This window comes from Mycobacterium sp. AZCC_0083, from assembly GCF_014202335.1.
GTDB lineage: Bacteria > Actinomycetota > Actinomycetes > Mycobacteriales > Mycobacteriaceae > Mycobacterium.
Map to the genome: position 1 here is coordinate 375,981 of NZ_JACHGP010000002.1, position 21,545 is coordinate 397,525.

At 65.0% G+C, this 21,545-nt stretch carries 22 protein-coding genes; 12 read left to right on the plus strand and 10 right to left on the minus strand.

What is annotated here, in order from left to right:
• Positions 1 to 29: 29 nt before the first annotated feature.
• The 3 genes from HNP02_RS05515 (at position 30) to HNP02_RS05525 (ending at position 1,944) form a co-directional block, all read left to right on the plus strand.
• Entirely contained in the window at positions 30 to 911 is an 882-nt protein-coding gene (locus HNP02_RS05515) for a helix-turn-helix domain-containing protein (protein WP_184435895.1), read from the plus strand.
• 82 nt (positions 912 to 993) lie between these two features.
• Positions 994 to 1,680 carry a class I SAM-dependent methyltransferase gene (locus HNP02_RS05520; protein ID WP_184435897.1) on the plus strand — a complete coding sequence of 229 codons (687 nt, stop codon included), beginning with the start codon at positions 994 to 996 and terminating at the stop codon, positions 1,678 to 1,680.
• Between the two features lie 117 nt (positions 1,681 to 1,797).
• Positions 1,798 to 1,944, plus strand: coding sequence for a hypothetical protein (locus HNP02_RS05525; protein WP_221317191.1), 147 nt, complete (start codon positions 1,798 to 1,800; stop codon positions 1,942 to 1,944).
• 15 nt (positions 1,945 to 1,959) lie between these two features.
• On the opposite strand, the gene HNP02_RS05530 is transcribed toward HNP02_RS05525, so the two are convergent.
• Positions 1,960 to 2,325 carry an RNA-binding S4 domain-containing protein gene (locus tag HNP02_RS05530; protein WP_184435901.1) on the minus strand — a complete coding sequence of 122 codons (366 nt, stop codon included), beginning with the start codon at positions 2,323 to 2,325 and terminating at the stop codon, positions 1,960 to 1,962.
• 18 nt (positions 2,326 to 2,343) lie between these two features.
• Positions 2,344 to 2,610 (minus strand): YdeI/OmpD-associated family protein, encoded by a 267-nt coding sequence (locus tag HNP02_RS05535; protein ID WP_184435903.1) that lies wholly within the window; start codon positions 2,608 to 2,610, stop codon positions 2,344 to 2,346.
• A gap of 145 nt (positions 2,611 to 2,755) precedes the next feature.
• Between HNP02_RS05535 and HNP02_RS05540 the strand changes: the two genes are divergently transcribed.
• From HNP02_RS05540 to HNP02_RS05565, 6 genes are all read left to right on the plus strand, one after another.
• Positions 2,756 to 3,955, plus strand: a complete 1,200-nt coding sequence (locus tag HNP02_RS05540; RefSeq protein ID WP_184435905.1) for an FAD-binding oxidoreductase — start codon at positions 2,756 to 2,758, stop codon at positions 3,953 to 3,955.
• A gap of 214 nt (positions 3,956 to 4,169) precedes the next feature.
• Entirely contained in the window at positions 4,170 to 4,922 is a 753-nt protein-coding gene (locus HNP02_RS05545; protein ID WP_184435907.1) for an ABC transporter substrate-binding protein, read from the plus strand.
• Complete coding sequence (locus tag HNP02_RS05550; protein ID WP_184435909.1) at positions 4,919 to 5,827, plus strand: amino acid ABC transporter permease; 909 nt, start codon at positions 4,919 to 4,921, stop codon at positions 5,825 to 5,827. The genes HNP02_RS05545 and HNP02_RS05550 overlap by 4 nt, the downstream gene beginning before the upstream one ends.
• Positions 5,828 to 5,895: 68 nt before the next feature.
• On the plus strand, positions 5,896 to 6,648 hold the full coding sequence (locus HNP02_RS05555; protein WP_184436541.1) for an amino acid ABC transporter ATP-binding protein: 753 nt from the start codon (positions 5,896 to 5,898) through the stop codon (positions 6,646 to 6,648).
• Between the two features lie 5 nt (positions 6,649 to 6,653).
• On the plus strand, positions 6,654 to 7,844 hold the full coding sequence (locus HNP02_RS05560; RefSeq protein ID WP_184435911.1) for an FAD-binding oxidoreductase: 1,191 nt from the start codon (positions 6,654 to 6,656) through the stop codon (positions 7,842 to 7,844).
• Positions 7,792 to 8,541, plus strand: a complete 750-nt coding sequence (locus tag HNP02_RS05565; RefSeq protein WP_184435913.1) for a GntR family transcriptional regulator — start codon at positions 7,792 to 7,794, stop codon at positions 8,539 to 8,541. Before HNP02_RS05560 ends, HNP02_RS05565 begins: the two co-directional genes overlap by 53 nt.
• A gap of 12 nt (positions 8,542 to 8,553) precedes the next feature.
• On the opposite strand, the gene HNP02_RS05570 is transcribed toward HNP02_RS05565, so the two are convergent.
• From HNP02_RS05570 to HNP02_RS05580, 3 genes are all read right to left on the minus strand, one after another.
• Positions 8,554 to 8,874 (minus strand): FCD domain-containing protein, encoded by a 321-nt coding sequence (locus HNP02_RS05570; protein ID WP_221317193.1) that lies wholly within the window; start codon positions 8,872 to 8,874, stop codon positions 8,554 to 8,556.
• 163 nt (positions 8,875 to 9,037) lie between these two features.
• Positions 9,038 to 9,475 (minus strand): hypothetical protein, encoded by a 438-nt coding sequence (locus HNP02_RS05575; protein WP_184435915.1) that lies wholly within the window; start codon positions 9,473 to 9,475, stop codon positions 9,038 to 9,040.
• A 56-nt stretch (positions 9,476 to 9,531) separates the two neighbouring features.
• A complete protein-coding gene (locus HNP02_RS05580; RefSeq protein WP_184435925.1) occupies positions 9,532 to 10,863 on the minus strand; it encodes an aminotransferase class I/II-fold pyridoxal phosphate-dependent enzyme in 1,332 nt (443 codons plus the stop codon).
• Positions 10,864 to 11,418: 555 nt separating this feature from the next.
• Here HNP02_RS05580 and HNP02_RS05585 point away from each other — a divergent pair.
• Positions 11,419 to 12,042 carry a hypothetical protein gene (locus HNP02_RS05585; protein WP_184435927.1) on the plus strand — a complete coding sequence of 208 codons (624 nt, stop codon included), beginning with the start codon at positions 11,419 to 11,421 and terminating at the stop codon, positions 12,040 to 12,042.
• A 435-nt stretch (positions 12,043 to 12,477) separates the two neighbouring features.
• Here the strand turns inward: HNP02_RS05585 and HNP02_RS05590 are convergent, their stop codons facing one another.
• Together HNP02_RS05590 and HNP02_RS05595 are read right to left on the minus strand one after the other, a co-directional pair.
• The gene (locus HNP02_RS05590) at positions 12,478 to 14,097 is read right to left on the minus strand and encodes an ABC-F family ATP-binding cassette domain-containing protein (RefSeq protein ID WP_184435929.1); all 1,620 of its coding nucleotides are present in this window, start codon (positions 14,095 to 14,097) and stop codon (positions 12,478 to 12,480) included.
• Positions 14,098 to 14,437: 340 nt separating this feature from the next.
• Positions 14,438 to 15,256, minus strand: coding sequence for an MBL fold metallo-hydrolase (locus tag HNP02_RS05595; protein ID WP_255506211.1), 819 nt, complete (start codon positions 15,254 to 15,256; stop codon positions 14,438 to 14,440).
• A gap of 55 nt (positions 15,257 to 15,311) precedes the next feature.
• Here HNP02_RS05595 and HNP02_RS05600 point away from each other — a divergent pair, with 55 nt between their 5' ends.
• Positions 15,312 to 16,154 (plus strand): alpha/beta fold hydrolase, encoded by an 843-nt coding sequence (locus tag HNP02_RS05600; protein ID WP_184435932.1) that lies wholly within the window; start codon positions 15,312 to 15,314, stop codon positions 16,152 to 16,154.
• On the opposite strand, the gene HNP02_RS05605 is transcribed toward HNP02_RS05600, so the two are convergent.
• Genes HNP02_RS05605 through HNP02_RS05615 form a run of 3 tightly spaced genes read right to left on the minus strand, consistent with a single transcriptional unit; the run spans position 16,151 to position 19,613 of the window.
• A complete protein-coding gene (locus HNP02_RS05605) occupies positions 16,151 to 17,380 on the minus strand; it encodes an MFS transporter (protein ID WP_184435934.1) in 1,230 nt (409 codons plus the stop codon). The two genes, HNP02_RS05600 and HNP02_RS05605, sit on opposite strands and share 4 nt — an antisense overlap.
• Positions 17,377 to 18,465 (minus strand): LLM class flavin-dependent oxidoreductase, encoded by a 1,089-nt coding sequence (locus HNP02_RS05610; protein ID WP_184435936.1) that lies wholly within the window; start codon positions 18,463 to 18,465, stop codon positions 17,377 to 17,379. Before HNP02_RS05610 ends, HNP02_RS05605 begins: the two co-directional genes overlap by 4 nt.
• Before the next feature lie 41 nt (positions 18,466 to 18,506).
• Positions 18,507 to 19,613, minus strand: coding sequence for an acyl-CoA dehydrogenase family protein (locus tag HNP02_RS05615; protein ID WP_184435938.1), 1,107 nt, complete (start codon positions 19,611 to 19,613; stop codon positions 18,507 to 18,509).
• Positions 19,614 to 19,908: 295 nt separating this feature from the next.
• Between HNP02_RS05615 and HNP02_RS05620 the strand changes: the two genes are divergently transcribed.
• The gene (locus tag HNP02_RS05620) at positions 19,909 to 21,543 is read left to right on the plus strand and encodes an ABC transporter substrate-binding protein (RefSeq protein ID WP_184435940.1); all 1,635 of its coding nucleotides are present in this window, start codon (positions 19,909 to 19,911) and stop codon (positions 21,541 to 21,543) included.
• Positions 21,544 to 21,545 lie beyond the last annotated feature (2 nt).

Below are 21,545 nucleotides of genomic sequence, written 5' to 3' on the forward strand. Positions count from 1 at the left end.
GGGGCTCGCTGCGCGGCAGACTGCTGGATATGAGCGACCGAAAGTCTTCGGAGCTGGCCGAATTCCTCAGCGTGCGGCGCGCCGGGCTCACCCCACAGGACGTCGGGCTGGACGGGCCTGCCGCGCGGCGGCGTGTTCCGGGCCTGCGGCGAGAGGAACTCGCCAGGCTCGCAGGCGTCAGCGTCGACTACTACACACGGTTGGAGCAGGGCCGCAGCCGCAGTGCGTCGGCCGATGTGCTCGACGCGCTGGCCGCCGCGCTGCAACTCAACGACGCCGAGCGCCAGCATCTGCACCTTCTGGCCAAGCCAGAACCTGCACAACGGAAGCGGCGGGCCCGGCCACAATCGGTGGACCGTGCGACGCTACGGCTGCTCGAGCTCTTCGACCAGGTGTCGTCGCCCGCGTTCGTGCTCGGCAGGCGTCTGGACGTGTTGGCGCACAACCGGTTGGCCGGGGCCCTGATCACCGAGTTCCGGGAACTGCCTGCACCACTGCGCAATCAGGCACGATTCGTGTTCTTCGATCCGCATGCGCGTGAGCTGTACACGGACTGGGACGAGGTGGCCGCGGACACCGTGGCGATGTTGCGCCTGGATGCCGGACGGTATCCCGACGACGAGAAGCTCTCGGCATTGGTCGGCGAGTTGTCCATCCGCTCGGTCGAGTTCCGTTCGTGGTGGTCGAAGCACAACGTGGAACGCCGCACGACGGGACGCAAGGGGTATCACCACCCGATCGTGGGCGATCTCACCGTCGACTACCAGGCGCTCAATCCGTCCGGTGACCCTGATCAGGTGCTCATCGTGTACACCACCGAACCGGGATCGGCCGACGAAACCTCGCTGAGGCTTCTGGCCAACTGGCACGACGGTGAGCAGCACCGCGCGACCAACGACGTCCGATCCTGAACGGCTGCGTCGATCGCCCGAGCTTTTGCCTGTTCGGCAATTCTCCTTGCCACATTTGCATCGTCGCCACGATTATGGCGTAATGCCCAAGTCTCTGCACGCATTTGATGACCCAGCCGTCGCCGATGCCTATGCCGACCGAGCGGCACGGTTCGTACCCGTGTACCGGGAGATTCACCGCATGGCCGCGGTCCTCATGGACGAACACGCACCGCAGGACGCCACTGTCCTGGTGCTGGGCGCTGGCGGGGGCCTCGAGACGCAGGCGTTCGCCCAGGCCCATCCGGGCTGGACATTCGACGCCGTCGATCCGGCGGCCGCCATGCTGGATCTCGCGGTGCGCACGCTCGGGCCAGATGCATCACGGGTACGGATGCACCAGGGGTACATCGACGACGCGCCGGCAGGACCGTTCGACGCGGCAACGAGCCTGTTGACGCTGCACTTCGTCGAGCACGACGAGCGGCGCCGCACCGCGGCCGAGGTGCGGCGAAGGCTAGCGCCCGGCGCGCCGTTCGTCGTTATGCACCTGAGCTTTCCGCAGCGCGACGACGCCGAGCGGCAGCTGTGGATGCGGCGTCACGTCGCGAACCTCGTCGCGTCGGGTGTCGATCCCGCCGACGCGGAGAAGGCGCGCACCTCGATCGCAGCGGAGGTTCCGGTCCTGACACCCGAGCAAGACCGTGCGATTCTCGAAGAGGCCGGCTTCACCAATGTCACCGAGTTCTTCTCGGCCTTCACGTTTCGCGGGTGGGTCGGCTACGCCTGACCGTCAACACCGAGGGTCGATTAGCGCTTGCCGGCGCCGACACAGAGCGGTCGAAGTACCGTCTGATCCCCTGCGACAGATCATGTGCGGGCGCTTCTCGAGCGGCGCGTCGTACAGATGCACGTGTCCGACGCGGGGGAGTGTGCGGCCGACCTCATCGCGTGCTTGGACGGTCTGGCCTTGGCGCACGTCGTCGCGGCAGCCGTTGCGCAGGACGCGCTCGCGCGTAGCGTGAAGCGAGTGGTGGTCGTATTGCTTGGTTGACAGGGCTTTTCGGTACTAGCCCTGACTCGCGCGCCACTTGTCCAGAGTCCGACGGTCCCGCTTGGTCGGGCGCCCGGCGCCGCGATCGCGAGCCGCCACCGGGATGGCGACGGTCGGTGGAGGTTTGGGCGTTCGGTCCAGGTAGCAGGTCACCGCGTCGGCCGCGCCGACCCGCTTCTCGATCGTTCGAACCACCTCGACGATCCGCGTCGTCTCACCCACCCGTGCGCGTACCTCGTCGCCCGGAACCACCGTCGTCGACGGCTTCGCCGGTCGATCGTTGACCCGCACGTGTCCACCTCGGCACGCCGCAGCAGCATCCGGGCGAGTCTTCGTCAGCCGCACCGCCCACAACCAGCGATCCACGCGCGTCACGTCCACGACATCCATCATGGACGCTTAGGTGCCGGAGGTCTCGCGGTGCTTGCATCCCGGCCAACAACAGGGCCTGCGCTTGCCTTCCTCGAGTTCCTCCCGCGTCCGGCGAACGCGACGCTGCCTGGTTGTCTCCTGCTTGGCGTCCTCGACCCAACAGATGAACTCGTTGCGCGCCAAGGGCGTGATGTCCTTCCACGCAGCGAGCACCGCGCCGTCGGCGATCAGCGCATTGCGCAGGTCGGCGGGCAGCTCGTGCACCACACCACCGGGCACTCGTTCACTGCTCATGCGGGACAGGGTATCCCCGGCAAAGGCGATCAAACGGCGCAACTCCGGGGCCTAGCGCCCAGCCCTTGACCTATGACCCGGATCACGGCATAGTCTCTGCTGTCAGACAGACCTACACGGCTACAACCGTACAAGGAGACAGTAGGTGGACGACATACGGACCTCCGCCGACGTGCTCATCGTCGGGGGCGGAGTGATCGGTAGTGCGATCGCGTACCACGCTGCGCGCGCCGGCCTGAGCACCGTGGTTCTGGAACGACGGGACCTGGTTTCGCAGCCCGGAGCATCGTGGGCGAGCGCCGGTGGAGTCCGGAGCCAGGGGCGGGATCCCGCCGAAACGCCATTGGCGATCGCAGCGATCAATCGGTGGGCGAACCTGGCCGACGAACTAGACGCCGATCTGCAGTACCGCCGGGGCGGAACCCTGCAGGTCGCGGAAAGCGACGAGCAGGCCGTGGAAGTCAAGGCCTACGTCGATTACCAGCAGGCGCAAGGCCTGGCCGACGTCACGCTGTTGACCAGACAAGAAATCGCCGAAATGGTCCCCGGTGTGCATCCCGACGTGGTAGCGGGGAGCTTTGCGTCGAATGACGGTCAAGCCGACGCAGTCCTCACCACGCAGGCCCTTGCGAGAGCGGCACAGCGTCTGGGGGCGCAATACCGCACCCGGGTGACGGCGCTCGAGCTGCTCGTCGAGGGCGACCGAGTCCGGGGCGTGCGCACTGCGACCGACACGCTCCACGCTGGCACTGTGGTCTTGGCAGCGTCGGTCGGAAGCGCGGCGCTCGCGGAGACGGCAGGACTGCGGTTGCCGGTTCGCCCGCTGGCACTCCAGATGCTACGCAGCAATCCCGCTCCACCCGGGCGCCTGCGGCCAGTGCTTGGGGCCGTGCGCCGGGCGCTGTCATTGAAGCAGTTGGCCGATGGGGCGTTTCTGATCGGCGGCGGTTGGGCCGCGGACATCACCGACGCCGACAACGAACGGGCGCAACTTCTCTCAGAACGGATTAGCGGCAACTGGGCGGACGCCTGCGGCGTCTTGCCCGAAGTCGCCCAGTATGAGATCGCGAGAACGTGGTTTGGCATCGAGGCGGAAAGCATCGACGCGATTCCCTTCCTTGGTCCCGTCCCAGGGTGGCCAGGACTGCTGTTGGCCACCGGTTTCTCCGGACATGGGTTCGCGTTGGCGCCCGTCGTCGGCGAGCTCATCGTGGCCGACCTGCTGGGGCAAGCGTCGCCCGCCGACGTGTCTGGGCTGCGTGCTGCGCGCATCAACGACTTCGACCGGGACACCGTGCGGCGGTTCATCATTGGCGAAACCCCGAGCAACCCGTCAGCCGGCTAACCATTACATCGAGCATCAGCCTCCACGAGTACAAGGGCACGAGAACAGGGAGAGAGACATGAAACCAAGTGGGGCGGTCCTCATCGCCGCAGGCGCACTCTCAATATGCACCGCCTTGGCGGGGTGCGGCTCAGATTCCTCCTCTAGTCAGACTTCAAGCCCACCGGGCGGGGTAATCCCGTCGGTCGCGAAGGACCCGGCTCTCGCAGCGAAGGTGCCCGCAGACATCCAGAGCGCAGGCGTGATCCACGTGGCTTCGGATGCCACCTATCCGCCGTTCGAGTCAGTCCAAGACGGCGTGGTGGTTGGGCTTGAACCGGACTTGGCCAAGGCGATTGGCGACGTGCTCGGCGTTCGGGTGGAGTTCGCCAACACGTCATTCGACGCCATCATCCCGTCCTTGGCCGCGAACAAGGTCGACATGGCCATGTCCTCCATCGGCGACAACAAGGAGCGACAGAACACGGTCGACTTCGTCACGTATTACTGGAACGGCACGCTCGTCCTGGTGAAGAAGGGAAACCCGAAGCAGCTCAAGGCCGACCAGACGTGCGGTGCGCACATCGGGGTGATTCGCGGCTCACTGCAGCAGACGACTTTCCTTCCCGCCCAGGCGCCAAAGTGCGCGAGCGATGGCAAACCGGCTCCGATCGCGGAGGTCTATCAGACCGGACCGCAGGCCCAGCTGGCATTACAGAGCGGCCGCATTGACGGCGTCATGTCAGACGCCCCTCCATTGCTGGACGTGGTGGCACAGCAGGCTGAGATATTCGAAACGGTTGGGCCGCTGATTCGAAACCCAAACCCTGGCGGAGCGGCATTTCCGAAGGGCAGCAAGCTGGTCGACCCGGTGCATGAAGCCCTCGATGTCTTGTTCAAGAACGGCACCTATACGGCGATTCTCAAGAAGTGGAACCTGGAGAGCATCGCGATCGATCGGCCGCAGATCAACGGCGCGGTGTCATGACAGCGACAACCGCGGCGCTCCGCTCGGTCGAACCAGTTGTGAAGCTGCGCCACCCCGGCCGCTGGATCACCTACGCCGTCGCCGCAGTGCTGGCCGCGATGCTGGTGAACACACTTCTGACCAACAAGAACTTCGGCTGGGACGTCGTCGGGCATTATATCGTTTCCGGACAAATCCTGTCCGGACTGGTCAAGACCGTCGAGCTGACCGTCATCGCCATGGTGATCGGCATCGCGCTCGGCGGTCTGCTCGCCGTCATGCGTCTGTCGAGCAACCCGGCCGTGGCGAGTTTCGCATCGGCCTATATCTGGTTCTTTCGTGGCACTCCAGTATTCGTGCAACTGCTGTTCTGGGGCTACGCCTCGGCGCTGTATCCGCGTCTCGGGCTGGGCGTCCCATTCGGGCCAACGTTGTTGTCGGCAGAGACCAACAGTCTGATCACACCCTTCATCGCCGCGATCTTGGGCCTGGGCTTGAACGAGGGTGCCTACATGGCGGAGATCGTGCGCGGAGGGATTCTCTCGGTCGACCGCGGCCAAACGGAAGCGGCCCAGGCTCTTGGCATGTCACATCTTCGAACTCTGAGGCGGATCGTCGTCCCTCAGGCCATGCGCGTCATCATTCCGCCGACCGGGAACCAGGTGATCTCCATGCTCAAGACCACCTCACTGGTCAGCGTGCTGGCGTTTCCAGAACTCCTCTACTCGGCACAACTCGTCTATTCGCAGAATTTCAAAACCATCCCGCTACTGCTCACGGCCTCGCTGTGGTACCTGCTGATGACCTCTGTACTAACCATTGGGCAGCACTATCTCGAACGGCATTTCAGCCGCAGCGACCGCGGCCCATCTCGCCGAAATATCGCTGCTCGAAATGCAATTCAGCAGCCGGCGGAGGCGCGATGACCATCGCGAGTGGAGACACCTGCAAGTCGACCGCGAATGGCGCCGCGCAACCCCTGGCCTCCGTTCCGATGGTCAAGGCCGTCAACGTTCACAAGAGCTTTGGCCATATCGCAGTACTGAAGGGTATCGATCTCGAGGTGCAACGTGGCGAGGTGATGACACTGCTCGGACCGTCCGGATCGGGAAAGTCTACGTTCCTGAGATTGATCAACCACCTCGAACCCTTGAGTGCCGGAAGGCTATACGTAGACGGTTCTCTCGTTGGTTACAGCGAGCGCAACGAACGGCTACACGAACTTCGTCCCTCGGCCATCGAGCGACAGCGAGCTGACCTAGGGATGGTGTTCCAGCGTTTCAATCTCTTCGGTCACATGACCGCCTTGGAGAATGTCATGGAAGCGCCTGTCGGCGTCCGAAAAGAGAAGCGCACCATAGTCCAGAAGCGCGCTTTGGAGTTGCTCGATCGAGTTGGGCTCGGGGACAAGGCGTCGTCATATCCCAGCTCCTTGTCAGGTGGACAGCAGCAACGGGTGGCCATCGCTCGTGCCCTTGCCATGCAACCGAAGCTGATGCTCTTCGATGAACCAACTTCCGCACTTGACCCCGAGCTAGTAGGGGAGGTGCTCGACGTGATGAAGGACCTCGCCCGATCGGGCATGACGATGGTCGTCGTCACCCATGAGATCGGCTTCGCGCGTGAAGTTGCCGACCACGCCGTGTTCATCGACGACGGTGTCGTCGTCGAAAGTGGCGAACCTGCCCAGGTTCTCACCAATCCGCAGCATCCGCGAACCAAAGCGTTTCTGAGCAAAGTACTTTGAGCCGAATGTCATCAGAGAAGGGGCTGCTGCCCATGCGGATCGTCGTAATCGGGGCTGGCGTCATCGGGCTGTCCGTCGCAACCGAACTAGCCCGGCGAGGTGCCCGTGTCACTGTCGTCGAGCAGCACACGCCAGGTGCAGGCACCTCGGCTACGAGCTACGGATGGGTCAACGCGAATGCGAAGGAACCGCGCGACTACTACGAGCTCAACCTGGCGGGCCTGGAGGCACATCACCGCCTCGCACGGAGGACGGATGGCCGATGGTTCGGAACCGGTGGCCATGTCGAGTTCGCGACCGACTCGGCCCATCGCGAGGAGCTTGATCGTCGGCTGAACCGGCTGCGCGACTACGGGTACGACGTCGAGATGATCACCTCTGACCGGGCTCGGCAACTCGCGCCGGACTTGATCGTCCCGGCTGACGCCGACCCGATCGCGTTCTACCCGCGCGAGGCGTACTGCCATCCCCAGCTATACCTCGCTCATTTGCTCAATATGGCCGCTGGTTTGGGTGTGCAGGTGATCAGCCAGACAGAGGTCAAAACGATTGACGTCGAGAGCGATCGCCGTACGGTGCGGCTCACCGACGGGTCGGCCATCGGATGCGATCAGGTCGTGAGCTGCGTCGGGCGCTGGACCGAAACGCTGCTGACCCGGTTCGGCGTCACCATGCCCATGGCGAGATTCGAACGCGCCGGCGACGCGGTGGCCGGATACCTCGCCGTCACCAATCCTCTTCCCGTATGGCTGTCGCGGCTCGTGACAACCTCGCAGCTCAATGTACGTCCCGCTGGCGGGGGAAGACTGATGCTCCAAGCGCTCGACCTCGACGTCACGGCCGATCCACACGCCGTACCAACAACCGATTCCCCAGTGGCCGAGGAGCTTCTGGACCGCCTCGCGGGCGTACTCGACCACACGGGGAGCGCCTCCATCACGGAGCTGCATGTCGGCCAACGGGCCCTTCCGGCTGACGGTCGCGCCGTTGCCGGGCCGCTGCCATCCGTGCCCTGGCTGTATGTCATCGCTACCCACAGCGGGATCACTCTCGCTCCGTTGCTGGGCAATCTCGTCGCAGAGGAGATCGCCGCAGAGACGCCCCAGGCCCTACTCACTGCGTTCCGGCCCGATCGGCTGCTTGATGGCGCCGACGGACACGCGCCGCTACCGGCCCGAAGACCTGGCCAGCAGTAGTCTCAGCCTCAATGAGTGCAGAAAGCGAGCCGAACAGATGACACGAATCGAACGTGAAACCGTTGCCGATAAGTGCGCCGCGGTCCTGCGCGATCGCATCCTGAGCGGAACCGTGCGTCCCGGCACCGCCGTCACCGAAGTCGCGGTGGCCGACGAACTCGGCACCTCGCGGTCTACGATCCGTCAGGCTCTCAACACGTTGATGTTGGAGGGGCTGCTGACCCGCCATCCCGCGACGCGCGTTCTCCAGGTGACAATGCTCAGCGCCGAGGCTGTACACGACATCTACCGCGCCCGTCGATTCCTCGAACTTGGTTCCGTGGATGCTGCCGCCACCGCCACGCCGGAGCAAATCGCACGCATCACCGAGGCAGTAGAGGATCTCGAGAAGGCCGTCGCCAACAACGGTGTCGCGGGATATGTGGAAGCTGATATGCGTTGTCACTGTGCGTTGGTCTCGCTACTTGGCTCGCAACACCTCTCCGCAGCGCATGCAGAGCTGATGGCGAAGCTTCGGTTGGTCATCACCCAGGCAACGACGATGGAAGAGGTTGCAGCAGAGCTTGCCGAGCACAAGACGTTCGCGAGCTTGTTGGTGTCCGGATCGATCGCGGCGGCACGGGAGAATCTCGCGGCTCGACTCGACAAGTCTGCCGATGAGGTTGCAAGTCTCGCCGGACCGCCGAATCCCTTGTAGCAGAGCGCCCGATCAGGCACGGCGTTGGTGCAGCGCGCCAACCGCGAAGGCCACTAGGTAGTCGTTGAGCGCAACGTATGCGGCCCGTGCGGCGTAGCGATCCCGGTCGAGAATCGCGGTGAGAATCGTGGCGTGCAATGCCGCACCTCGGCCGATTTCAGCATGCGCGTCGAGGACGTGGGTGAGCCAGAAGCGGCGAGACAGGCCCTGCAGCGGCGCCATGGCATCGGCGAGGTAATCGTTGTGCGCGGCGGTGACCATCGGGTCGTGGGAACCCTTGACCGTCTCGGCGCAGGCTAGCTCTACCGCCGGTGCGCCGTGGAGCGGATCCACATCGATGATTCCGTACTAACTCCGGAGGGAAAGCTGGACTTCGCCCGCATCAAGCCGATCGCACGGATGGCGGGTCGGCCTCACCGCGACGACGCTCACCGGCGCGCTGATCGCGTGCGAAGAAGAATTCGCCAACCTCAGCACCAAAGTCGCCCCCGAGCGGCTACTGACCGCCACCAGCGACGTGGCCAAGAAGATTCTCAACCGGGTGCCGTAACCGGGCTGGGCGTTTTTCGCCGGAGAGCGCCATCACGCCCAGCACGGCAAACAGTGCCGCGCCGCCGCCGGCGAAGGTTGCGCCGGGCACTGAAAGTGTGTGGCGGCGAACGCCGCCGACCGCCGCGAGGACGTCGAGGCCGTCGACGAGAAGCCCCAGCTGAAGTGCGCGGGTGCGCAATTGCGGGGACGTATCCATGATTGCCGCGGCAAGCGTCAGCTCGCGGGATCCGAACAGTTGGGCGGTAAGGGGCTGTTGGTGATCAGAACCCAATCCCATGATTCGCGCGGTCTTGGTGGGGGCGAGCCATGCGCTTCCACCGGTAGCGAATCGCAGTGCGGCGAAAACACGGATGAGGACGCGTTGATTCTGTAGCGAGGCCATACCGAGCACCTTCTCGGATAGGGCTGGCTCCCGTTCGCGAAACCGAAAGGTTTCAGCTAGAAGGCCGCTGGGCGCAGTCGTCGGCTCGACGACGTTTGGGCCGCGGCTCGGCGGTCGCTGATCCGCGTGAGCTGCAATGACTCCACTGCGCTTCCAAGTTCCTCGCGAACGTCAGCGATGGCCGCCGTGAAACGGTCACGCTCGTCAACGCGGGGCGCGACGATCCGTAAGGCGTCGGGCTGGACGCCGTGGGCAGCACTGAGTACGCGCACTCCGATGCCGTGACGCTGAAACACCGTCGCGACGTCGTCGGAGCGGGCACAGAACGCGTACTGGAAGTGGACGTTCGTGTTGCACCGTGGCTCGAGACCCTCGACATCGGAGAGCATCTCGGCCAGCCAGGCGTTGTCGGCATGCATCCACGACCGCGAGTGCACCGTCCAGTGAAAGTCCCGTACCGCCGCACACGCAGCATGCACGTCGACACCCGACAGACCCCAGTTCTCCTGCTCGCCGAAGAGCCTCTTGAGCCGTTCGTGATCGGCGCACCAGGCAATGCCCGCCCGCATCGCCGCGATGCCGTAGAACTTCGACGTCGATCGCAGCACGACGAGATTGGAAACATCGCAACCAAGGACCGACCATTCGATCGGATCTGCCATGAAGTTGACGTAGGACTCGTCGACGACGAGCGTCGCGTCGGGGTGGGCGTCCGCCGCAGCCACCAGATCCTTCGGCTCGAGGACGGTGCCGGTTGGATTGTGCGGGTTGGAGATGATGACCAGCCCACCCTTGTCGAGCGCCGCGTCGACCTGCTCCACCGAGGGAAACTGCTCACCGGCCAGACTGAACCCGCGGCCGGGAAAGGCCTTGAGGTAATCCGTGTAAGCAGGCAGCGGCACGTGAACCTCGGCGGGGTCGACGTCGCGCCCCATGGCCCAGATGAACTCGCTGGCTCCGCGTCCTGCGACATACGCGCCGTTCCGTACGCCGGTCGCCCAGCGGTACAGGTCGACGAGGCGCTCCGCGGCGTCGTAGGGGTGGAGCAGTACCTCGGCGGGGGAAATGGATCGCAGTGCCGCGATCGCCGCCGGCGCGGGGCCGTAGCGATTCACGCATGTGCTCAAGTCCATGTCGACGCCGCGTCTGGGGTCGCCGCCTTGGGCTCCGAAACTGCTCTGATCTGCTATGGGTCGGCTGAGGCGGGAAGCCGGCGGCCGGTCGTCGATGCGACGGTCCAAGGGGCCGGCCGACGGCGCCTCCGCCGCGTGCGCGAACATCTCCCGTTGGCGACGCATCTCGATCGCCCGCCACGGGAGCGCATATCGTTGTGAGGCAGGAAAGTACGGCATGGGATCACCCTCTTGTTCGTGAGCTCGGACCGACACGAACTCACGGTAGGAGGGTTTGCGTAGAGGCGAACGCGTAGTGGACTACCTGTGTTCGCGCCGCGAGTACTCACCGAAGCGCGTCGCGGGCGGCCCGTCTCGAAGATGAGCTGACCGGCACCCTCCCGGGCCTTCAGGTAGTCGGAGATCGTCTGGGCCACCTCGCCGTTGGAGGCGTCGACGGCGAGCAACTTGGCCCCGTACCATCCGAGTAACGCTCCCAACTGCAGTTCTAGCTCGGCTTCCCGAACTCGCCCAGAGGTCGTCGGTGACCATGTAGGGATCGTTGTCCGGAATGCCACAGCGGGGGCATTGCAGGTCCAACTCGAAGTGCCCCCATTCGTAGCGGTGGACAGTGCCGTTGCTCCACTGATGCTGCCTCACGGGTGGTGGCGGCCGCGCGGCACCACCATCGGTGCCCCGCCGAGCGCACCTGAATCTTCCCTGAGAGTTCAGATTAGATAGACCATCTCATCAGAAGTCGATATATCGTGATATTGATGCGATACAGCGTCGTATCGAATGATCGAGACACCTCACGATAGGGAGACAGACATGTTCCACGGTGCATTCCCCGGCGGATTTGGGTTCGGGGGAGCGGGTTTCGGGCCGTTCAGCGGCGGCTTCGGCGGTCCCGGGTTCGGTGGCGGCTTCGGCGGTCCAGGATTCGGTGGCGGGCCGGGGTTCGGTGGCGGTTTCGGCGGTGGCTTCGGCCCGGGATTTGGCGGGAGGGGCAAGTTTGCAGCCGCAGCCACGGCTGCGTTATTGCTCGACGGTCCTGCCGATGCCGCCGAAATCACCAGGCGGGCAACCGAGGCAACCGACGGGGCGTTCACCCCGCCAGAAGGTGCCGCCGAGATCGGCATCGGCCTACTCGCGGGTCGTGGCCTCGCCACCGTCGAGGACGGCGAAGCGACCCTGACGGAGTTCGGCGAGAATCTCCTGGCATGGAGGGGCATCAACACCGAGACCGCGCACGCCTTCTTGGCACAGGCCTCGAAGTTCGCAGGCGTTTTCAAGCTGCGTAAGGAGTTCTTCGAGCTCGCTGGACTGGCCCGCACGATCGCGTGGTCCGGGACCGACGAGCAGAAGGAGAAGCTCGAGGAAGCTCGGACCAAGCTCCTGGCGGCTGTCACCGAGGCAAAGCGGTCGCTGTACGCGACACTCGCTGAATCCTGATTCGAATGTCTCCCGGCGCGGCCGTGCCTCGCGCACGGTCGCGCCAGGGACGATCCTGTGGCGAAATCCTCTGCTAGGCAGGCACTTCAGTCTGCCCATGCGTCTCGTACACGTAAGCGCGCTCGTCCACCTCGATCCGCATGGGCAAGTGATTGCCGGCCGGGACTGTCTTCGAGGACGGCCAGCACGTATTCGGCGCCTTCGATGGTGAAGGCAAGGATCCGTACCCACGGGCTGTTCCCTTCTCTGCCTGGAAAGCGTTTGTGCATCAAGCCAGTACGCCTGCTGATCAACCTATGAGCTTCGTGCGCACGACGCACTAAACCTCGCCTACAACGCAAGGTATTAGTCGAGCGATTGCCATGCCGGCAATCGCTCCAGAAAGGCGGCCAAGGCAATCATCATCGTGGTCGCAAGGGCACGCGCAGAGATGCTTTAGCGGGCGCGCTTGACGCGGGCCTCGTCCCAGACGGGTCCGGTGGTCTCGCGGACGCTGCCGTCGGTGCCGAAGACGAGGAAGCGATCGAAGGTGCGGGCAAACCAACGGTCGTGGGTGACCGCCAGCACCGTGCCCTCGTAGAACTCCAGGCCTTCCTGCAGGGCCTCGGCGGATTCCAGGTCAAGATTGTCGGTGGGCTCGTCGAGCAGCAACGCGGTCGCGCCTTCCAGCTCCAAGAGCAGGATCTGGAAGCGGGCCTGCTGGCCGCCCGAGAGCTTGCCGAACGGCTGGTCGCCCTGGCGTTCCAGCTCGTAGCGGCGCAGCGCACTCATCGCCGCACCGCGGTCCCTGGCGTGCGCCTCCCACAGAGTGTCGACCAAGGTCCGTTTCTCCAGCTCGGGGTGGGCGTGCGTCTGGGCGAAGAACCCGGGGACAACCCGCGCGCCGAGCTTCCAGGAGCCGGTGTGGGGGACGTCCTGGCCCGCCAGCAGACGCAGGAAATGGGATTTTCCCGAGCCGTTGGAGCCGAGCACCGCGACCCGCTCGCCGTAGAAGACCTCCAGGCTGAACGGGTCCATCAGCCCGGTCAGCCCCAGGTCCTGACAGGTGATGGCCCGCAGCCCGGTACGGCCGCCGCGCAGCCGCATTTTGATGTCCTGCTTGCGGGGCGGCTCCGGCGGCGGCCCGGCCTCCTCGAACATCCGCAGCCGGGTCTGGGCCGCCGCGTACCGGGATGCCATCGCGTCGCTGCGCCCCGCGTACCCGCGCATGTCCAGGACGAGCTTCTTTAGCTGAGCGTGCTTCTCGTCCCAGCGGCGGCGTAGCTCCTCGAATCGCTCGAACCGCCGCTCGCGTGCCTCGTGGAAGGACGCGAACCCGCCGCCGTGCATCCACACGTCCGAACCGCTGGGTGCGGGCTCGACACTGGCGATCATGTCGGCGGCCACCGATAGCAGCTCCCGGTCGTGCGAGACGAACAGCACCGTCTTGGCGGTAATCTTCAGCTGTTCCTCCAGCCAGCGTTTACCCGGCACGTCCAGGTAGTTGTCCGGCTCGTCGAGCAGCAACACCTCGTCGGGGCCGCGCAGCAGCGCCTCGAGAACCAGGCGCTTCTGCTCGCCGCCCGACAGGGTCCGCACATCCCGCCACTGGCACTTGTCGTAGGGCACGCCGAGGGCGGCCATCGTGCACACGTCCCAGAGGGTCTCCGCCTCGTATCCGCCTGCGTCGCCCCAGTCGCTCAGCGCCTGCGCGTATGTCATCTGCGCGGCCTCGTCGTCGCGTTCCATCATCGCCAGCTCGGCCGCGTCGACCGCCCTCGCCGCCGTGGTGACGGCCGGCCGGGCGACCGCCACGAGTAGGTCGCGGACCGTCCGGTCGTCACGGACCGACCCGATGAACTGCGGCATGACGCCGAGGCCGCCGCTGGTGGTGATCGTGCCCTCGTCGGGCTGCAGCTCCCCGGCGATCAGGCGCATCAGCGTGGATTTCCCGGCCCCGTTCGGCCCGACCAAGGCCACGACCGAGCCTTGCTCGACCCTGAAGCTGGCGTCGGCCAGTAGCAGCCGCCCATCCGGCAGGTAGTAGTCGACATGCGCGACCTCTAGGTGACCCATGGCCGCCATCATCGCCTATGCACCGGACCGCACGCCGGGTGTGCCGCTCAGGCGAATCCGGAAACCACAGCGGGCCAGTCTTCAGAAATCGTCGACATCAACCCGTGGGTTCCGTCGATCATCGGATTGGAGATCACGTCATCGGCGTTCGTCTCGACCCACTGATCGAGCGAGGTGTCGAGCGCCAGTGCAAGATCGACGAGTCGATCCAGCGCAAGCCGCGCGCTACCCGCAGGGCACGGATGCGTCTGCGCACCAACCCATCCAGATCATCGTCGCCTTGCGCCATGGGCACGAATCTATGCCACGTGAGCAATATGCTTTGTTGCGCTCTCGCAGGTCACGTCACGTAATGGAGGTCGTAACCTTCACCACTGCGCGTCACGTATCCGATGCCCGGCGAATCCAGATGAGCTCCGGCAACGAAGTATCCGGGACCAGTCAGCCTCTCCAGGAGAGTCTTTCGCGCCGCGCGCGCCTTCGGCTGGTCACCGTCGAATTCCCATGTCACGTGCGGTTGGGTGAATTGAAGTGTCGGAACGTGAACGGTGTCGCCCCAGACGAGCAGATGTCCGACGCTACTGGTTACGTCGTACACGGTGTGACCGGGGGTGTGCCCGGCGAAGGGCAGTGCCACGATGCGTTCGCTCACGGCACGTTGGTCGTGGAGCGCGACGACGCGGTCCCGAAAGCGCGCCAAGGAGCCGGTAAACGTCGAGACGTCGCCCGCGCCGACGAAGATCTGCTCAAGTCTGGGGAACGCGTCGGAACCGTCGGGCGCGATGAGGCCGTTGACGTGGTCCTCGTGGGTGTGGGTGATGGCGACGTCGGTTATCGTCTCGCGGCCGATTCCGGCTTCGTGTAAACCGTCGAGCAGCGAGCCCATCGTCGGGTGCCAGCTGTTCGACGCACCGGTGTCGACGAGAAGGCTTCGCGCGCCGTCGATCACGAGGAAGGCGTTGACGGAGAGTCGCAGATTGCCGCCGACGAGCGGAACCGCATCGGGCAGCGGATCGAGAGGCTCGCCGGAGTCATTGCGAAGTCTGGAGGGCGGCATGTCGACATACCCATCCCGTAGCGAGACGATCACGAGGTCGCCGAACTCGAATGATCTGTAGTGCTCGCCGTGCGCAACCGGGTTCATCGCAGCTTCTGCCATAACGATGAGTTTCTCCTGACTTGGCGGTCCAACTCAGTGGAAGGGAGAAGAGGTCATGGGAACGACACCCTCGGGTGGTGGGTACCTGCCGATCAACGGATTGAACCTCTACCACGAGGTTCACGGGGCACTCGGCACGTCGACGCCGCCGTTGCTGCTGATCCCCGGCGCGTTCATGGGCACCGACTCGATGAAGGCGTGGGCAGACGCCTTCGCGCCACAGCGCGCCGTGATCGTGTTCGACCAACAGGGGCACGGCCGCACCCCGGATACCTCGCGGGCCATGTCGTACGAGCAGTTCGCCGACGATGCCGCAGCGCTGCTCCGCGCCTTGGAGGTGGAGCGCGCGGACGTGATGGGCTACTCGCAGGGCGGCGGGGTCGCTCTGCAACTGGCGATCCGCCACCCATCACTGGTGGGCAAGTTGGTCTCGATGTCGGCCACCTTCCGCAAGGACGGCTGGTATCCGGCGGTGTTCGAGGCCATCGGGGGTCTCGGCGCCGAAGCCTTCGGCGGCACGCCCGTCGAGACGGCGTTCATGGCACACACCCCGGACGCCAAGGCATTCGACGCCTACCTCGAAAAGATGAAGGAGCTCAACGTCAACGACCAGCACATCAGCGACGAGGAGATGCGTTCGATCTCCGCACCGACGATGGTCATCATCGGTGACGCCGACGGCGTGAAACCCGAACATGCGCTGGCCATGTTCACGCTGCGGGGTGGAGGCGACGAGGAGGCCGCGGCAACGGGAGTGCTGCAGAAGGTTCCTGTCGCGCGCTTGGTGGTTCTGCCTGCGATGTCGCACGTCGGTCTCTTGGGGGAGTCGAACGTCTTGGTGCCAATGGTTAGTGCATTTCTCGACGACGTGCCACCGACGACGCCGGACCTGTTCTAAAACGCAGCGGCCTCCACTGGCGGCACGCGCACCAACGGGAGCAGTGCGAGTGCGCCGATCAGCGCGAGTGCGCCGCAGATCATCAGGAAGCGCCAATCGCCGAGCCATGCGCCGAGCAGGGGCATCCCGGCGCGGGCGATGGCCATCGGCACCGTGATCGCGGCGAGCACGCTGGCGAAGTGTGCTACTCCGAAACTGTCCGCCAGGATCGACGGACGCGCGATCACACCGATGCCTTGGCCGACGCCGACGGCGGCGACGCACAGCACGCACAGCGGGATGGACAGTCCGGCGAGTGGCAGAAGCAGGAGTCCCAATGCCTGGATCGCGAAGGCGACTGATGTGGCAGGCACGAGGCGGATCCGTCGGGCGAACGTGGTCAGCACGAGCCGCGACAGGATTTGCATGACCCCGATGGCGACCAGCATTGCCGTGGCGGCCGCTATCGAGTGACCGACGTCCACGAGATAGGCGACAGCGAGGAGCAGGAATGCCGACACCGAGCCCGCCTGCCCGACGAACGCAATCAGCAGCAGCCAGAACCGACTTCGGCGCAGGGCGGTCCCGATAGGCACGCCGCTCCTATGCGCGACCTGCCTACGGTGGACGGCCCCGGACGGGATGATCCACAGATGACCCGGCACCGCCGTCGCACCGAACGCTACCGCGAGGATGAGCAAGGTTGTCCGCCAACCGAACTCGCCGTTCATCCAACCGAGGACCGGATAGACGAGGTACGTGACCAGGCCGGCGATCATCGCGACGGTGATGATCGCTCGATCACGATGACCGGGATCGGTCGCGAACACCAGGACGGCGAACGCGGCCTCGTATGTGCACATCGTGATGGAGAAGCCGATGAGCACGAAACTGAGGTAAACCGTCGGCAGTGAGTTCGCCTGTGCCCACAGCGCGACGGCGATCGCGCCGATCGCCGCGCCGGAGGTCATCACCGCGCGTCCGCCGTACCGATCGAGGACACGCCCGGCCGGGAAGGCAGCTAGTGCGCCGGTCAGTGTGGAGACGGTCGACGCGGCGGCGATGGCGGTACGGGAGGTGCCGAGATCGGTCGCCATCGGGATGAGGATGACCGGGATGATCTGGATCATTGCGATGTAGCCCATGGAGCTGCTGATCGCGAACACGGCGATCAGGAGCCGCCGGTGTTTGGCGGTGACGACAGGTGCGGTGAGAGCAGCAGTGGGAGACTGGGTCTCGGCGGTCATTCGCGCAGCAGGGGCAACAGCTGGCTGCCCTGCCGTTCGATCTCCCGAATGTAGGGAGTGTCGGACAGCACGAAGTGGGTGACCCCCAGATCCTGGTATTTGCGCAGCGACTTCGCGACGTCGTCGGGGGATCCGACGAGCCAGGTCGTGCCAGCGCCGCCACCGCCGAACTGGCCCGGCTTCGTGTACAGGTTGTCGTCGAGGACCTCGCCTCGCGCCGCGAGGTCGAGCAAGCGTCGCTGACCGACGGCGGTCCGTCGGTGCGGGTTCTGCGGTAGCGCTCCGTGTTCGCCGAATCGGCTATCCTTTTGTGTGGCAGCCATCTCGGCGACCTTGGCCTCGGCATCGGCCCAGGCCTGGTCGGTGGTGTCGCGTACGAACGTGGTGATGCGCAGGCCGAACTCCAGGGGCGCGTGCTCGCGGCCCACTTCGTCGCTGAGTTTCTTCAGCCGTTCGATCCGCCCTCCGACGCCGTCGAGGGTCTCGCCCCAGAACAGTTGGACGTCGGCCTCTGCGGCCGACACCCGTTCGGCCGCGTCCGACGCGCCGCCGAAGTAGAGCTTGGGGTGACGCCGGTCGCCGCGGATGTCGATGCGGGGCAGCACTGTTGAGTTCTCGACGTGGAAGTGCTCGCCGCGGTAGGTCACGTTCTCCTCGGTCCAGAGTTTGCGAACGAGTTGAAGGAACTCGCGGGTTCTCGCGTATCGATCGGACTGGTCACCATCGGAATCGCCGTAGGCGGCCAGATCATCCTTGCCGGAGACGATGTTCACGCGGACCCGTCCGCCGCTGAGGTGGTCGAGGGTGGCCGCCGCGGCGGCGAAGTTGGCAGGTCGCCAGTAGCCAGGGCGGATCGCGATGAGCGGTTCGAATGTCCTGGTGCGCGCGGCGAGCGCGGCAGCCACCGTGAAGGTGTCCGGTCGGCCCCATCCTGCACCGATCAGGGCTCCCGCCCATCCGTTGTCTTCTAGCGCCGTCGCATGGCTCACCAATGTCTCCAGGCTGTTGTGTCCTTCGACAGTCGTGTCACCGCGATGGCCGGGCTCGACCTGGTTCGGTATGTACCAGAGGAATTCGGTACTCATCGGTCTTCCTGTTCGATACGGGGACGGATGGGCTCGCCTGGTCAACGAGCGAGGTTGGCGAGCTGGGCGTCTCGCACATCCGAGCTCTGTCCCTGGACGAGCAGGAACAGCGCTGAGCGCGCGTGCAGCTGCGCGGTGTCATCGAGGGAGATGCCGCGCCCCGACCTCGCCACGACGAGTGCGCGAGTGACGGTGGAGAGCGCCTCACCGACCGCGACCTTGGTGGCCACCCGCTCCGAGATGCGATGCCGCTCGTCCGCGCCGGCCTTCGCCTCGTCGGCAAGGCCGTAGGCATCGGCACGCAGTTCGTCGATGCGCGGCCCCCAGACCGCGGCTACGCGCCGGGCGCCAGGATCTCCTGCCTCGAGTTCGTCGAGGACGGTAGCTGCCAGGCCGAAGTACTGCGGCCGGGCATCGCCGGCCGTGCCGAGATCCTCTTTGCGCCAATCGGTTAGCGACTGGATGAGGATGACGTCGAACCCCGGGACGTAGACGTCGTCGAGGGTCACCCGTTCGGTGCGGCTGCCTCCGACTGCCCCGAGTTCGAGATGGGCCGCTCTGACCCGATCGCCGATCGGGACGAAGGCGGTGACCACGGTCTGTGTCGCAGCCTCGACGGCGGCGACCACCAGCACTGTGTTGAGGCCCCATCCGCTGACCCAGGAGATGGTGCCGGAGAATCGCCAACCGTCACCAGTGCGGGTGGCCGAGATGAAGGAGTGCGGGAACCGTCGGACGTCGCTGATCGCCGCGCCAAGCAGGACTCGTCCGGCCAATACGTCGCGGGACAAGACAGACAGTTCGGCACCCTTTTGGTGTTCCAGAGCGAGGCGGCCGACCATCGGTGCGTGTTGTGCCCATACCAACCAGGTGTTGAAGCAGGAGCCGGCGATGATCTCGTGAAGTCTGCGGTCGCCAGCGCGCCCGATAGCGGCCCCGCCGAACTCTGCCGGAGCAGTGTGGTTGAGCAGCCCGAGTCCGGCGAGCTCGGATACTTCCTCTAGGGTGACCCCGCGCCGGTCCGTCTCGAGCGCGGCGGGGCGCAGTACGGAGTCGGCGTGCGCCTTGGCCGTGGCGATGAACGGTTCACCGTCGGCGGCGGTGACCGCCTCCGCAGGCGTCGTCGCGGTGGCCTCCAAGGCAGTCACTTCTCGATGTCCCATCTACGTGTAGCGCCGGATACGGCGGACGGCAAGCTGTTTCGGACTCCGCGAACCTGCGGCACACGAGTCCCGACCATGAATGACTCTACTGCGGCCGAATGTTGTTGATGTGCTTGCGATCAGTGTGAACTGAACCGGTGACGCACCATCTACCGGCTGATTGACTGCTTCGAGTATCTGCGCGACCGGTGTGGATTCTCGACGTGTCCTGTCGCCGTCGTGCTGGCCGCACAGCACCGTCGACCGGTCTGTGGTTCTTTGCTGGAAAGGACGAACCTCAGTGTTCCCCAAACGTTTCCGACGTCTCGTGCTGTCCTCGGCGGCGGTGGCCATGGCGGCCACCATGGTCGCGGCCTGCGGCGGGGGCTCCTCCACCAAACAACCCGTCGGGGAACCCGTCTCCGGAGGAACACTAACCTTCTACGACCCGGTCGAGTACCAGGCCTGGGCATCGACGAACTCGATCTGGTCGAACAGTCAGGTCGCCAACAATTTGGCAGAACGATTGATCTGGCAGGATCCGGAGACCGGCGAGTACAAGCCGTGGCTCGCGGAGTCGTACCAGATCAGTGACGACCATCTCGCCTACACCTTCAAGTTGAAGCCCGGCGTCACGTTCAGCGACGGCAGCCCGCTCAACGCCGAAGTGGTCAAGCTCAACTTCGACCAGCACGGTTTCGGGGACAAGGCTCTGGGCATCACTCAGGATCCGTTCTGGACCGACTACGCAGGCACCGACGTCGTGGACGACCACACCGTGGAAGTCCGGCTCTCGAAACCAAACGTCGGCTTCATCCAGATCCTGTCCAACTATCGGGCCAGCTCGATACTGGGCAAGACCACGCTCGCGAGGGATCTCAACGGCCAGGGCGATCTGCGCAACTGGGTGGGCACTGGACCGTTCGTCGTGGAATCCGTCACCGGCACCACGGGCGTCACCCTCAAGCGGCGCGACGATTACAACTGGCCGCCGACGGGGTCCAAGCATTCGGGCAAGGCGTATCTCGAGCGCATCGTGTTCAAGACGGTGCCAGAGGCAGGTACCCGCGTGGGCGCGCTGCAGTCGGGGGAGACGCAGATCGCCAGGAACGTCGCCCCGTATGACGAGGAGACGGTGACCTCAGGCGGGGGGACCCTGGTGGCCATCCCGGTGCAAGGCGAGACCAACGATCTCACCGTGCGGTTGGACAATCCGGATTCACCGTTGCAAGACAAGCAGGTTCGGCTGGCCCTGCAGGCCGCAACCGATCGCCAGGCGATCAACAAGGCGGTGCTCTCGCCGAACTATCCGATCCCGACCGGTGCATTGGTGAAGGGCACGCCGCTTCGCGGGGAGTCCAGCAGTTATCTGACGTACGACCTCGAAAAGGCGAAGTCGATACTGGACGTAGCAGGTTGGCGGCCCGGGCCCGATGGTATCCGCGTCAAGGATGGCAAGCGGCTCAGCATTCATCAGCGAGTGGCGCCGTACTACCAAGTGTCGCAATCAGTTCTCGAGGTACTGCAGTCGCAGTGGCGCGAGGCGGGCGTCGAGATCACGCTCACCAGTCCCTCGCTGACCGAGTACGAGTCCCAGGAGCAGACGGCAAAGGACTGGTTGTTCACCCAGGGGCAGACCTCTACCGCGGAGCCGAGCGTTCTTCGGACCTCTTACGGGAGCGACCGCCAGAATGTTCTCGAGAAGCAGCCGCCGGACACGAAGCTAGACGACCTGCTCGCGGCGCAGTCCAGCGAGTTCGACCCAGCGAAGCGCAAAGCCGCAATCCAGGCGATCGAGGACTACGTCTTCTCCGAGGGGTACTCGATCCCGCTCTACGACGAGACCCAGGTGTTCGGGCTGGCATCGAACGTCCAAGGATTCGCCACTGAATCGACAGGGCGGTCGTGGTTCTACGACACCTGGATCAACGGATAGGT